Here is a 14,296-nt window from a genome sequence, read left to right as displayed (position 1 = left end):
CTCCCAAGACCGGGGCGTTCCTCCTTCGACCGCGCCTGCCCCACATGGCGCGGCGTGATACGTCACCTGCGGCTGAGCGAACGCTGCACCAGCATGGCGATGATGATGATGGCCCCCTGAATGGCGCCGATCAGATATTCGCTGACGAAGTTCGACAGGATCATGATGTTGCCGACGATCTCCAGAATGAAGGCGCCGCAGATCGTCCCCCAGATGCGCCCTACCCCGCCCCTCAGCGCCGTGCCGCCGACGACGACGGCGGTGATGGCCTGCAACTCCCACAACATGCCTGTCGTGGCCGAAGTGGAGGCAAGACGCGGCACGTAAAGCAGCACCGCAACGGCGACGCAGAGCCCCTGCACCACATAAGCGATGGTGCGCACCCGCGCGACCGAGATGCCGGAATAACGCGCCACATCCTCGCTCGACCCTACTGCGGTCAGATGCCGCCCGTAACGGGTGCGGTAAAGCACGAAGGCGGCTATTGCCGCAGTGACGAAGATGACGATGACCGGCACCGGCACGCCAAGGACATTGCCGAAATAGACCGGACGATAAAGCGTCTGGATTTCCGGATTACGCAGCGTGATCGCGCCGCCCTGCGACAGCCATGTGGTCAAGCCGCGATAAATGCCCATGGTGCCGAGCGTGGCGATGAAGGGTTCGATACGGCCGACGGTGGTGATGAGGCCGTTCGTCAGCCCGCAGGCAGCCCCGATGGCGAGCGCCAGCGCCATGGCGGTGAGCAGCATCAAAAGCGGACTGGCGATGACGCCGCTATTCATGAACAGGATCATCAGGCTGGCGACGAAAGCCACCATCGCGCCAACCGAAAGATCGAGCCCGCCCGATGTGATGACGTAAGTTGCGCCGAGCGCGATGATGGCGATGAAGGCGCTGCGGGTGATGACGTTCAGGAGATTGTCGATGCCGATGAAATTGGGATTGGCGATGGTGCCGAGAACCAGCAGCAGGGCCAGCGCCACGAAAGGCGCGACGGCGCGCAGATCCCAGTCCTTCGAGGTCTTCGGCGTTTTGCCGTTGTCAAATGCGGCCTCAGTCATGTTTCCCCTCAGTCTCTTTTATCAGGCCATGTTTCCCGGCACACGGGCGCTCAGGCGGGTTCCTGCGTATGAACGCCCGTCGCCAGCGCCACGATGTCGTTTTCGGTCATGCGCTCACCCGTCACCTCGCCGACGATCCGGCCCGAACGCATCACCAGAATACGGTCGCAGATGCCGATCAGCTCCGGCATTTCCGAGGAAACGACGATGATCGAGCGCCCCTCATCCGCGAGCCTGGCGATGAAGCGGTAAATCTGTTCCTTGGTGCCTATATCGATGCCGCGCGTCGGTTCGTCGATGATGACGATGGACGGATCGATGAGCATCATCTTGGCCAGCAGCAGCTTCTGCTGGTTGCCGCCGGAAAGCTGGCCCGCCAGCAGATCCTTGCGGCCGGTGCGGATATCGAAATCCCGGACCGCATCATCGAGCGCCGCCGTTTCCCGGCGGGTATCGATCTGAAACAGCCGGCTGAATTTCTTCAGCGAAGCAAGCGTGAGATTGACACGCAAATCCTTGGTAAGCAGCAGGCCCTTGCCCTTGCGATCCTCGCTCAGATAAACGATGCCGGCCTTCTGGCTGTCTTCCGCCTTTGCGAAATGCACCGGCCTGCCGTGATGACTCACCGTTCCCCGACCGGCGCGCAGGCCGAGTATTCCTTCCATGAGCTCCGTTCTGCCCGCGCCGACCAAGCCGGCAAAACCGAGGATTTCGCCCCTGCGCAGGCTGAAACCGGCATCCTGAGCATAACCCGGAACAGTAAAATGCTCCACCTGCAGAACCGGCTCGTGCTCGCCGCCGGCGGTGCGGTCCGGATAAAGCTTGGCGACATCACGCCCCACCATCAGCCGCGCCATATCGGCAGGCTCCAGCGCCGATGCCGGATGGGAGGCGACCAGCCTGCCGTCTCGCAGAACCGTCACCCGGTCGGCGATCTCCTTCACCTCCGGCAGACGATGCGAAATGTAGAGCACGGCCACGCCCTTTGCCCGGATGTCCCTGATGACATTCAGCAGCGCATCCGTTTCGATGGGCGTAAGGCTCGCCGTCGGTTCATCGAAAATGACCACACGATGCGGCACCAACAGAACGCGGGCGATCTGCACCAGCTGCCGCTGGGCAATCGACAGGCTGCCGACAATGGCGTCCGGATCGATCGTACCGCCGAGATCGGCGATTGCCTTGCGGGCGCCGGCGCGCATGGCGCGGTCGTCCACCATGGCACCCCGGCGCATTTCGCGGCCGAGATAAATGTTCTGCGCCACCGTCAAATCCGGGGCCAGCAATATTTCCTGATGCACGAGAACGATGCCGCGATGTTCGGCATCCACCGGACCGCTCAGCGTAACGGCTTCGCCATCGAGGCGGATTTCGCCGCCCGACGGCTTTTCATTGCCAGCCAGCAGCTTCATCAGCGTCGACTTGCCGGCGCCGTTCTCGCCAATGATCGCGTGGACCTCACCGGCCCGCACCGTGATCTCGATGTCCTTGAGAACCTGTACCGGCCCGAAAGACTTGGACAGCCCAACCGTCCGGATAAGGGCGTGGTCTGGAGATTCGTCAGCAAAAGCCATGTGCCGTCACCGGAATCCGGTGTGAACGGACGGCGTTTGCCCCTTGATTTTATCTGAAACGACCATCTGCGAACTCCTCCCAAAGCTCGAGGAAGAAGCTAGCGTCCGTTTTGAGGTACGTAAAGCAAATTTCGCTGGTGTTTTAGAATGCACTCAAATTTGACCACAGGAACCGCAAGCCAGAAGGTCGCGAAAGTCCCGTCATGACGCGGAGGAGCGCTGGAACCCCTTCATCAGACGGTGCACGGCTTCAGCACCCTCCTTGGCCAGATCGAAACGCTTGCCGAACAGCAGCCAGTCGGAGCACATGCCTTTAAGCAGCCAGTAGAGCGCGTCGAGCGCAGAGTCCGCCGTCCAGTTGTCGTTGAATGCACCTTCCGCCTGCACCCGCGCGAAAGCGCCCTCGAGCCGATCCTTGTGATACCGGTCCAGTTCCTCCTGCGCGTGCAGCACCGGGGCGAACTCATCGGAGTAATTGGTGCGCAGGCTGATGGTCATGATGCGCTGGCGTTGCTCATCTTTTGAAAGAAGCGTCAGCCATTTGCAGGCCGCTTCCTCGATTTTGGCCAGTAGAGCCAGGCCCTTAACGTCGGGGTCGCCGAAATCGAGAAGATCTGATTCCGGCAGGGACACCGATTGATAGAGGCCGATAAAGAGATCGCTCTTGCTGGAAAAATGCCAGTAGATCGCCCCGCGCGTAACGCCGGCCGCAGCCGCCACCTCATCCAGAGAGCTGTTGGCCACGCCCTTCTTGAAGAACACCCGCTCGGCAGCGGCAAGGATCGCCTGACGGGTCTCTTCTGCCTCGGCCTTGGTTCGGCGCATGCTGATGTCTCCTTCCAGTCGCGGCACGGCGCTTTCGCACCGTGCCTTATTTGCGGTGCCGGGCTGTCAGTCAGATGAACGCATTCACGTGACTTTTCGCCCAGCCGTCACACCCGTTTTATTCCGCCGGCGATACCGCGTCAGCAGCAATCTCATTCTCCTTCTTCCGATCCCCGAAAATCTTCATGACGAAGACGAAGAAGACGGGAACGAAGAAGATCGCGAGGATCGTCGCAGAGATCATGCCGCCGAGCACGCCGGTACCGATGGCGTTCTGGCTCGCCGCACTGGCGCCCGAAGCAATCGCCATCGGCAGCACGCCGAGCGAGAAGGCAAGCGACGTCATCAGGATCGGCCGGAAGCGGAGATGCGCCGCCTCCACCGTCGCATCATAGGTGGATTTTCCTTCCGCCCGCAAATCCTTGGCGAATTCGATGATCAGGATCGCGTTCTTGGCGGACAGACCGATGATCGCGACGAGGCCTACGAGGAAGTAGACATCGTTCGGCATGCCGCGGAGCATCACCGCCGCCACCGAGCCGATGACGCCGAGCGGCACCACCAGCATGACGGAGAGCGGAATGGACCAGCTTTCGTAAAGTGCTGCCAGCAGCAGGAAGACGAACAGAACGCTGAGCCCGATCAATGCCGGCGCCTGCGACCCGGACTGGATTTCCTGCAGCGACTGGCCGGTCCATTCGAAACCGAAGCCGCTCGGCAACTCACCAGCTAAGCGCTCCATTTCGGCAATGGCGTCACCCGACGAATAACCGGGTGCGGACTGGCCGCCGATACGGACCGCCGGATAGCCGTTGTAACCGACCACCTGCGAGGGACCGCGCACCCATTCCACCGTGGCGAATGAGCTCACCGGCACCATGCCGCCATTGGCATTGCGGACGTTGAGGTTCAAAAGATCCTCCGTCTTCATGCGCTGGCCCTGTTCCGCCTGCACCGTCACGCGCTGCATGCGGCCGGCATTGGGGAAGTCGTTGACGTAGGATGAGCCCATATTGGCCGAGATGGTGGCGTTGATGTCGCTGAAGGTGACGCCGAACGTATTGGCCTTCTCACGGTCGATGATGAGATTGACCTGCGCCGCATCCGGCATGCCTTCGATGCGAAGGCCGGCAAGGATGGGGCTCTGACGGGCGGCAGCCATCAGTTGCGCACCGGCGGCGCTGAGAGCCGCCTGTCCCGCGCCCGAGCGATCCTGCAGGCGGAAGGTGAAGCCGCTGGAATTGCCGAGGCCCTGGATCGGCGGCGGCGACAGCGCAAACGACATGGCGTCCGGAAGACCCCACAGCTTGGCGTTGACGCGTGCCGATATGGCGGCGGCGGAATCGTTCGGTCCGCGTTCGCTCCAGTCCTTCAGGGTGGCGAAGGCGAGACCCGCATTCTGGCCGGAGCCGGAGAAGGAGAAACCCGAAACCGCAATCACACGATCCACCGCCGGCTCTTCCATGAAGATCTTTTCGATCTGCTGGATGGATTGCAGGGTGCGGTCGCTGCTGGCTTCCGCCGGCGCCTGAATATCGACGATCAGGTAGCCCTGATCTTCGTTCGGAAGGAACGAGCTCGGCAGCTGCATATACGCCCAGCCAAGACCGACCAGCAAAGCCGCGTAGATGACCATGAAGCGACCGGAACGCTTGATGATGCTGCCGACGGACGAGGAATATTTGTGCGACGCCTTGTCGAAGCCGCGGTTGAACCAGCCGAAGAAGCCCTTCTTCTCATGGTGTCCGGCCTTGATGGGCTTCAGGAACGACGCGCAGAGCGCCGGCGTGAGCGACAAAGCAAGGAAACCCGAAAACAGGATCGACACCACCATGGTCAGGCTGAACTGCTGATAGATGATACCGACGGCGCCCGGGAAGAAGGCCATGGGCACGAACACGGCGGTCAGCACCAGCGTGATGCCGATGATCGCGCCGGAAATCTGGCCCATCGCCTTGCGGGTGGCCTCCTTGGGCGACAGATGCTCTTCCGCCATGATGCGCTCGACATTCTCGACGACGACAATCGCGTCATCCACCAGAATGCCGATGGCGAGAACCATGGCGAACATGGTCAGAACGTTGATCGAGAAACCCGAGACATACATGATGGCGCAGGTGCCGAGCAGCGCCACGGGCACCACCAGTGTCGGGATGATCGTGTAGCGGATATTCTGCAGGAAGACGAACATCACCACGAAGACGAGGATGATCGCCTCCACCAGCGTGTTGATCACCTTCTGGATGGAGATTTTCACGAAGGGGCTGGTGTCATAGGGAACTTCATATTCCAGACCCGGCGGGAAATAACGCGACAGCTCCTCCATCGTGGCGCGAACGCCCTCGGAGGTCTGCAGGGCATTGCCGGTGGGCGAAAGCTGCACGCCGATGGCGGCGCTCGGCTTGCCGTTCAGGCGGCTCGAGAAGTTATAGCTTTCGCCGCCCACTTCCACCCGCGCGACATCGCGCAGCCGCACGGAGGAGCCGTCCGGATTGGCGCGCAGCACGATGGAGCCGAACTCTTCCGGTGAGGTCAGCTGCCCCTGCACGTTGACGGTTGCGGAAATCTGCTGACCGATGGGATTTGGCGATGCGCCGATGCGGCCAGCGGCAACCTGCGAATTCTGCGCCTGAATGGCGCCGATGACGTCGTTCGAGGTGAGGCTGAGGCCCAGCATCTTGTCCGGGTCCATCCAGATACGCATGGAGCGCTGGGTGGCGAAGAGCTGCGCGCTTCCGACGCCGGGAACGCGGCGCAATTCGCCGAGCACATTGCGGCTGAGATAATCGCCGAGACCGATGGCGTCCGTGTTACCGTCGACGGAGGTGAGCGCCACCATCATCAGGAACGACGTGCCCGCCTGCTCCACGCGCAGGCCCTGCTGCGTCACCGCCTGCGGCAGGCGGGGTTCGACGCGCGCAATGCGGTTCTGGACCTCCACCTGGGCTTCACCGATGTTGGAGCCCGGCGCAAAGGTGACGTTGATGGAAATGCGACCCGAGGATTCCGACGTCGATTCGAAATAGATCAGGCCTGGAACGCCGTTCAGCTCTTCTTCGATGGGACGCGTGACGCTCTGGTAAATATCTTCCGGCGACGCGCCCGGATAGGTCGTCGAGACGGAGATCTGCGGCGGGGCGACATTCGGATATTGCGCAATCGGCAGCATGGGAATGGCGAGCAGGCCCGCCAGCATGATGAAGATGGCGACGACCCAGGCAAAAATGGGCCGATCGATGAAAAAACGTGCCATGAAATCGGTCCTTATTGCTTCTGAGCAGGAGCCGCGCTCTCGCTGTCAGCGGCGGTTGCGACATCGGCCTCATCGGACCACGGTTCCGGCTTCACTTTCGCGCCCGGAGCGGTCTTCTGGAAACCTTCGGCCACGACGCGGTCGCCATCCTTCAGGCCCTCGGAAATCACCCAGCGATCGCCGATGGAGCGGCCGACGCTGACACGACGCTGCTCGACCGTGTCTTCGGCATTGACGACAAGCACGCTCGCCTGCCCGCCGGCATCGCGCTGAACCGCCTGCTGCGGCACCGCGAAGGCCGCCTTCTGGATACCCTGCTGGATCTGCACGCGGACATACATGCCCGGCAGCAGATCGCCGTTCGGGTTGGGGAATTCACCGCGCAGCGTCACCTGACCGGTGGTTTCATCCACCGCCGCTTCGGAAAACAGCAGGCGGCCGGGCAGCGGGTAACGGCTGCCGTCATCGAACAGCAGGTTGACTTCGGCTTCGTTCGGGCCGGTCATCAGCTTGCCGTCCTGCAGGGCCTTGCGCAGGCGGATGAGATCGGCCGCCGGCTGGGTGAAGTCGGCATAGATCGGATCGAGCTGCTGGATCGTCGCCAGATTTTCAGAGCCGGCGGCGCTGACGAGGGCGCCTTCCGTAATGCGCGCGCGACCGATGCGGCCGCTGATCGGGGCTTTGACATCGGCATATTGCAGATTGAGCTTCGCTTCCGCGACACCGGCTTCGGCCACGGCCACCTCGGCATCGGCCTGCGCCAGCTGGGCGATGGCGTTGTCGAATTCCTGCTGGGAACCGACGTTGGAACGGCGCAGCTGCTGCTGCCTGTCGGCCGTCTGCCGCGCCTGAAGCTGCGCGGCCTGCGCCCGGCGCAACGTGCCCTCGGCGCTGTCGACGCGCACCTGGAACGGCGCGGGATCGATCCGGTAGAGAACATCGCCTTCCGTCACCAGCGAGCCCTGTTCGAACACCCGCTCCACGATGATGCCGGAGACACGCGGGCGCACTTCGGCAAGCCGCGTCGGCGCAATGCGTCCGGGCAATTCGTTGGTGATGGGCAGTTCTTCCTGGCTCACCGTCACGATCTTCACCGCACCGGGCGGCGGCGCGCCGGGCGCAGACGCCTGCTCATCGCTACATCCAACCAGAACGATGCCCGTCAACAACACCGCCGCGATCTGCCCCAATCTCTTCGCCATACTGCGCTCCGAATCCATAAAAAATGTCACATTTACATACATACTAAGACGTATGTAAAAATTCGGCAACGAAATTGTTGCAGCGCAAAAGCCGTCTCACGCGCTTGTGAAGGTGCGTGAGACGGCTTGCGGAGAGCGCTGTAATTGGGAAAGGAGGACTAACTGGCGTCCAATGCAGGACATATCGCGAAGAGCCGGACGAATGAAGCTTTCCGCTGCTTCCGTCACGTCCAAACCACCGCTGGGCGGTTTAGATTACGGGGATAAACATTCTCTCGACGTCATCCTCGTGCCTGTCCCGAGGATCTGCAACCGATTGATTTTTATTCGACCTAATTAGATCCTCGGCATGGGGCCGAGGATAACGTCGGGGCTAAGGGAATGCCCCACGACGCTCTCACTCCCCGTTAGGACAGACGCTTCAGCGAGGAGGCTTCCGACTGTGGGTCAGGTTTCGTCATGTCGTTATTGTCGGCGGATCTGCTGCGCAGGGCCGCATAATAGGCGTTCTTCTGCTCGTACATATTCATATCGGCGCGGCGCACCAGCGATTCCATCGTCTCGCCGGCCTCGCTGGTCGCCACGCCGAGCGACAGGCTGAGCGGCGCGCTGGAATAGAACTGGTTGTTGATCTTCAGCAATTCATAAACGGTCTCGACCATGGCGGCGGCCACCTGCCTGTCGGCGCCGGGAAGAAGGATGGCGAATTCGTCGCCGCCAATGCGCGCGGCATGGTTCGGCGCGGTCACCACGCCGTTCAGCACCTCGCCCACACGCCGCAACAAAGCGTCGCCGGCATCGTGTCCCAGCCTGTCATTGGCGTCCTTCAGGCCGTTGAGATCGATGACGATAGCCGAAACCGGCCTGAGCGCGCTGCGCTCCAGCCGGTTCAGCTCATCCGAATAGAAGGCGCGGTTGTGCAGCTTGGTCAGCACATCGTGCTTGCCGAGATATTCGAGATAGGCTTCCGCCTTCTTGCGCGCGGTAATGTCCGTCAGCGCCACCTGCACCAGCGACCAGTCGCGCTCATGGCCGGGGAAAACCGAAAAATGCAGGAGCACATGCCGCTCCGACCCGTCAAGCGCGTAATTCACCACCTCGCGATGGTGGGTGAGATTGCCGTTCCAAAGCTCCATCAGCTGTTCCCGGAACGGCTTTTCCATCTCGCCGCGGAAAATATCGCCAAGCCGCTGCAACAGAACCTGCCGGTCCGGCGCGCAGAACAGGTCGAGCGTCGCGCGGTTGACGTCGATGACGCGGATTTCGCTCATGCATTGCCGCACGAATTCGGGATGCACATCCATGAACACGCGGAAATCGACGATGCCGCGGTCCCTGACCTCCTCGATCAGCCGCCGAACCCGGCTGAAATCCTCCACCCACAGGGAAACGGGCGAATGTTTGAACATGCCTTCGGCGTAACGGCGGTTGAGAAGCTCCTTGCGGCGCGCCTCCTCCCGCTCCGTCACATCCTCGGTGGTCAAAAGCAGGCGTCCGAGGGTTTCTTCGTGGCCGGGTATGACCGCGCCGCGCAACTGGATATCCAGCCGTTTGCCGCCGATTGAATAATTGACCGCATTGCTGGTGAATTCCGTCTTGCCCGCCCAGAGTTCGGAAAGCTCGTTCACATGGCTCTCCAGCATGTCGTCGCGAAAAATCCGGTGGAGATTGTCGACGAGATGCGCCTGATCGCGGGCCTCGAACAGTTCCAGCGTCCTGGCGTTGACCTTGATCACGCGGATTTTCTGTGAGCAGGCCGCCACCCTCGATAAATCCTCCAGAAGAAACGCCCGGATATCCTCGACGCCCTGCGATCGCCAGATATCGAACTGGCTTTTCACCTCGCTGAAATCCTCGATCCACATCGCCACGGGGGCAAGATTGAAGACATTGGTATCGATTATCTCATTCATACGGGAGGTCTTCTCAAGGATAGCAGGCGAATGCCGAAACGGTGCGGCACAGCGATAGCCGTCCGCATAACCGGATTTATTAGTGATATTCGATTTAACGCAAGCATTTATCGCGCAAACCGCCGGATTGCGCGATAATTCATGGGTTTTGCGGATATGACGCCTGTTACCAGAGCTTCACGTGCCGGTTCACATCCTTATAGAGCAGGTAACGGAAGCGGCCCGGTCCACCCGCATAGCAGGCCTGCGGGCAATAGGCGCGCAGCCACATGAAGTCGCCCGCCTGCACTTCCACCCAGTCCTCGTTCAGCCGGTAGACGGCCTTGCCTTCCAGCACATAAAGGCCGTGTTCCATCACATGGGTTTCCATGAAGGGAATGGTCGCGCCCGGCTCGAAGGTGACGATGTTGAGATGCATGTCGTAACGCACGTCTTCCGGATCGATGAAGCGGGTCGTCGCCCATTTGCCGTCCGTATCCGGCATGGCCGACAAAGCGTGCTCATCCTCATGCGAAAAGATCGCCGGCGGCGGCTCCAGCCCGTCAACCGCCTGGAACGCTTTGCGGACCCAGTGGAACTTGACGGGCGCCTTGCCCGAATTGCGAAGCTGCCAGCGGGAACCGGCCGGCAGGAAGGCGAAGGAGCCCTCCCGCAACGCATGCTGCACGCCCTCGAATTCCACGGTCATTTCGCCGTCAACGACGAAGATCGCCGCTTCGGCCCGCGCGTCCGGTTCCGGCCGGTCGCTGCCGCCGCCGGGCTGAACCTCGACAATATATTGCGCGAAGGTTTCAGAAAAACCCGTCATCGGTCGGGCGATGATCCAGGCCCGGGTGCCGGTCCAGTGCGGCAGCACGCTCGTCACGATATCGGACATGACGGTTTTGGGGATGACCGCATAGGCGGTCTTGAACACCGCCTTGCTCGACAGAAGTTCCGTCTGTCCCGGCAGACCACCCATATCCGAATAATATCTCTTCATTTCAGCCATTCCATTCTGCAACGCATTCGGCGCGGATTCTTAGGCCCGCGCCGAGGTTTAATCAAATGGTTATTGGCAAGCAGAGACTGGCCCGAAGAACGTCACACCTTCTTACGCATCGTGGCGTAGACGATATTGTGGTTCTCGCCGAAAAACACATCCGCCTCGATGCTCGCAGGATCGGCGCTGGCATTGACGATCCGCCACATATCCGCTTTCGAACGCAGCAGCAGCGCCCAGTTCATGAAGGTTTCCATGTAACCGTCGACGACGATGTCCTCCGAGAAGTTGGCGAAGAGGAACATGCCGCCGGGCTTCAGCATTTCCATGCAGCGCCGCGTGAGTTTGATCGCCACGCGGTCGTTCAGATAATCGTAGAGACCGGCCGCGTAGATCAGGTCGAAAGTGCCGAGTTCCTGCGTGCGCAGGACGATATCGCGCACGGAACCGTCGATCGCCTCGATGCAGCTGCCGTTGAAATCGCGGGCGACGGAACCGACGCTCAAGGGGTCCTGATCGAGCGCCACCCAGCGCTTGATTTTGCCCTCTTTCAGCGCCACGGAGGCATCCGCCTCGCGCAGATGGCCGGAAGCGATGGTGAGGATTTCCGCCTCATTGCCATGCCGGGCCGCAGCCTCATCGACGAACCGCGTCAGCAAGTCGCGCCGCTCACGCACGGCAACCGAGGAGCTGGCATCCTTGGTGTAATCGTAAAGGGCCGCACCGAGCGGCGTGGCCTTGTTCACCAGTTCGGCAACACTGTCGTGGCCATAAATGAAATCGAGCAGCTGCGCATCGCCCGAATAACCCCGCGGCTTTTCGAAAGACCAGCGCGTGAACGGGTCCTCCAGAAAATGGGCGGAAACGGGGTGATTCTGTACAAGCGGAATCAGTTCAGCCCACACGCTTGAGTGGAGCTTTTCTCGCAGACCGTGAAGTGCACCCGCCGTCCGATGTATTATCTCACGTGCTGAAACACGATTGTCGAATTGCTGTTGTGCCAATTCGAGAATGAGCGCCACCTCTGCTTTCGCAACTGCGAACTGCTCATCGAATGTTTCCGTTCTGCGTGCAAAAATCTCTTTTGCGACAGTATCCGGGGTAATCAGACTTGCCCCGTCAAGATTTTTCTTCTTTACCCGCACCACTTCAGCCTCCAGTATTAACACATTGTTAACTATACGTTTCTGGGAGGCGGAAGGCCACTCGCTTTCGATTTTTGAGCGGTGTAGGGATACATTAGTAGATTAGCGTATTTTTTTGGTCACACTCGTGAGGACGGGAGAAAGCAGATACGCGGTTTAGTGAAACTTAATGTTGCGAACGTATGATGCGTTCTTCCTTTCCATGTTCTCCGCACACATCGGCAGAGATCGACGGGAGCCCGCACTGGGTGCGACAGCACACGGAAAAGTGGAATAAGCAGTTACTTAATAAAGTATACGCAACACTATGGGAAAGTGCATGAAGCACACATTGGGAGAGGTGAGTGGACAGCAAGACTATCGGCGGCCGGACTCCCGGTTTTCTGATGAACTTCTTGCCCTTTACCAGCAGGAAGGTGAGCGCAGCCGCCGCGGTTCGATCCGGCGGGGCCTGTGGACCGCTGTCTTCATCTATCTGCTGTTTGCCGCAACCGACATCATTCTGATACCCGACGTCGCTTTTTACACCATTATCGCACGCTTCGCGGTCGTCCTGTCATCCCTGCTGACGCTGGAAATCCAGCTGCACAGGGGCGCCAGCACCGCAGCGCTCGACCTTACCTGTGCGACCGCTCTCGTCATGGGATATATCGGCTGGCTGTTGCCTTCGCTGCTGACCGACAATACCGAAAACATGTCCTATTACATGGTTTTCGGGGCGATCTTCATGATGGGCGCCAATCTGTTTTTCACCTTCCGCTTCCATCTGTCGCTGGTGTCTTCAGGCATCATTCTCGTTACCTATTTTCTGGCGGCCACGCAGTTTCCCGAAGACAGCTTCTACAAGTTCGCCTTCGGCACCTTCTACATATCCTGTTTCGTCTTCACATCTTACGTAAACTGGAACCTGAACCGGGAGCGTTACCACGTCTTCGTCAACGGGCTGGAGGCGAAGGCCCAGCAGAAGGCGGCCGACGAACGTGGCCAGGCGCTGCTGCGGCTTTCCAATACCGACTCCCTGACGGGCCTGCAGAACCGCCGCGCGATAGACCACCATCTGCGCCTGCTGTGGGACAACTGGATCAGGAAGGAAGAAGGCTTTGCCGTTTTCCTGATCGACGTCGACTTCTTCAAAAAATACAACGACCGTTACGGCCACCAGGAAGGCGACAAGTGCCTTGTGACGGTGGGCACCGCCCTGCAGGATGCGATCATCGAACACGGCGCTTCCATCGGCCGCTATGGCGGTGAGGAATTCATCGTGCTGGCGCCATTCAAGTCCAAGCAGCAGGTGGGTGAGCTTGCCGAGACGATCCGCCACACCGTTGAAGACCTGTCGCTTGCGCATGACCAGCGCCGGGATGGCACCTTCATCGTCACCGTCAGCATCGGTGCGTCCTTCACCCGCCCCAATCCGGACGGCAAGCTGGAAAAGATCATCAATGAAGCCGACCGCGCGCTCTATATTGCCAAGGGCAACGGTCGCAACTGCATGAAGCTGTTCGATCCCGATGATCCGCAGACCAGCGACGAGACGGAGAACATTGCCGCCCTGCTGAAAATCGCCATCGCGGAAAATCTCGTTTCCCTCGTCTACCAGCCGATTCTCAACATCTCGACCAACGAGACCGCGGGGGTCGAAGCGCTGATGCGGCTTCGCCTGCTGGATGGCAATCCAGTCGCACCCGGTATTTTCATTCCGATTGCCGAACGCACCGGCACGATCATGGAACTGGGCCTGTGGACCATCAAGACCGTCTGCAAGCAGATACTGGCCGATGACAAGGTGGCCGTCGTCAGTGTCAACGTGTCGCCGATGCAATTGAAAAATCCGGGTTTCGCCACCTCCGTGGCGGCCATTCTCGTGGAGGCGGGAATTGCCGGCAACAGGCTTGCCTTCGAAATCACCGAAGGCGTCGACATGGAAATGCATTCGGACGTGCTGCGTTGTCTGAACGATCTGAAAACGCTCGGGATCAATATCTGGCTGGATGATTTCGGAACGGGTTTTGCCGGCCTTTCGTGGCTGCGCATGACGGATTTCGATACCGTCAAGATCGACCGCTCCTTCCTGCACGACAGCAAGACCCCGCGTGGCCGGGCGATGCTGCAGGACATGATCCGCCTCATCCGCAATCGCGGCCACAAGATCCTGATCGAAGGCGTGGAGACCGAGGAACAGCTGAGGCTCGTGCGTCAGATGGAGATCGACTACGCGCAGGGTTATTATATCGGTCGCCCCATCGGGGCCGAAAGGCTGGGCGCGGCGGCAGCGCCCTATCCGCGCCCGAACATGCTGCTGCGCCCAGCCTAATCCTGTATGACGGCGGAATGCCGC

9 protein-coding genes are annotated in these 14,296 nt (G+C 60.3%); 1 reads left to right on the top strand and 8 read right to left on the bottom strand.

Annotation, left to right across the window (positions count from 1 at the left end):
• Positions 1-62: 62 nt before the first annotated feature.
• The 8 genes from ACQZ5G_RS22725 to ACQZ5G_RS22690 all read right to left on the bottom strand — a co-directional run bounded on the left by ACQZ5G_RS22725 (position 63) and on the right by ACQZ5G_RS22690 (position 11,961).
• Complete coding sequence (locus ACQZ5G_RS22725) at positions 63-1,064, bottom strand: ABC transporter permease (RefSeq protein ID WP_448738587.1); 1,002 nt, start codon at positions 1,062-1,064, stop codon at positions 63-65.
• Between the two features lie 50 nt (positions 1,065-1,114).
• Positions 1,115-2,638 carry a sugar ABC transporter ATP-binding protein gene (locus tag ACQZ5G_RS22720; protein ID WP_448738586.1) on the bottom strand — a complete coding sequence of 508 codons (1,524 nt, stop codon included), beginning with the start codon at positions 2,636-2,638 and terminating at the stop codon, positions 1,115-1,117.
• A 201-nt stretch (positions 2,639-2,839) separates the two neighbouring features.
• Positions 2,840-3,463 carry a TetR family transcriptional regulator gene (locus ACQZ5G_RS22715; RefSeq protein ID WP_448738585.1) on the bottom strand — a complete coding sequence of 208 codons (624 nt, stop codon included), beginning with the start codon at positions 3,461-3,463 and terminating at the stop codon, positions 2,840-2,842.
• A gap of 118 nt (positions 3,464-3,581) precedes the next feature.
• Complete coding sequence (locus tag ACQZ5G_RS22710; protein WP_304983443.1) at positions 3,582-6,716, bottom strand: efflux RND transporter permease subunit; 3,135 nt, start codon at positions 6,714-6,716, stop codon at positions 3,582-3,584.
• An 11-nt stretch (positions 6,717-6,727) separates the two neighbouring features.
• The gene (locus ACQZ5G_RS22705; RefSeq protein ID WP_448738584.1) at positions 6,728-7,918 is read right to left on the bottom strand and encodes an efflux RND transporter periplasmic adaptor subunit; all 1,191 of its coding nucleotides are present in this window, start codon (positions 7,916-7,918) and stop codon (positions 6,728-6,730) included.
• 407 nt (positions 7,919-8,325) lie between these two features.
• Entirely contained in the window at positions 8,326-9,831 is a 1,506-nt protein-coding gene (locus ACQZ5G_RS22700) for a diguanylate cyclase domain-containing protein (protein WP_448738583.1), read from the bottom strand.
• Between the two features lie 166 nt (positions 9,832-9,997).
• Positions 9,998-10,822 carry a bifunctional allantoicase/(S)-ureidoglycine aminohydrolase gene (locus ACQZ5G_RS22695; protein ID WP_262532643.1) on the bottom strand — a complete coding sequence of 275 codons (825 nt, stop codon included), beginning with the start codon at positions 10,820-10,822 and terminating at the stop codon, positions 9,998-10,000.
• Between the two features lie 92 nt (positions 10,823-10,914).
• The gene (locus ACQZ5G_RS22690) at positions 10,915-11,961 is read right to left on the bottom strand and encodes a class I SAM-dependent methyltransferase (protein WP_448738582.1); all 1,047 of its coding nucleotides are present in this window, start codon (positions 11,959-11,961) and stop codon (positions 10,915-10,917) included.
• Between the two features lie 316 nt (positions 11,962-12,277).
• Between ACQZ5G_RS22690 and ACQZ5G_RS22685 the strand changes: the two genes are divergently transcribed.
• Positions 12,278-14,272, top strand: a complete 1,995-nt coding sequence (locus ACQZ5G_RS22685) for a putative bifunctional diguanylate cyclase/phosphodiesterase (protein ID WP_448738581.1) — start codon at positions 12,278-12,280, stop codon at positions 14,270-14,272.
• The last annotated feature ends 24 nt before the right edge of the window (positions 14,273-14,296 follow it).

This window comes from Agrobacterium sp. 22-214-1 (genome assembly GCF_053522465.1).
Note: the sequence above shows the minus strand (reverse complement) of the source record. Positions and strands in the feature narration are given on the sequence as shown.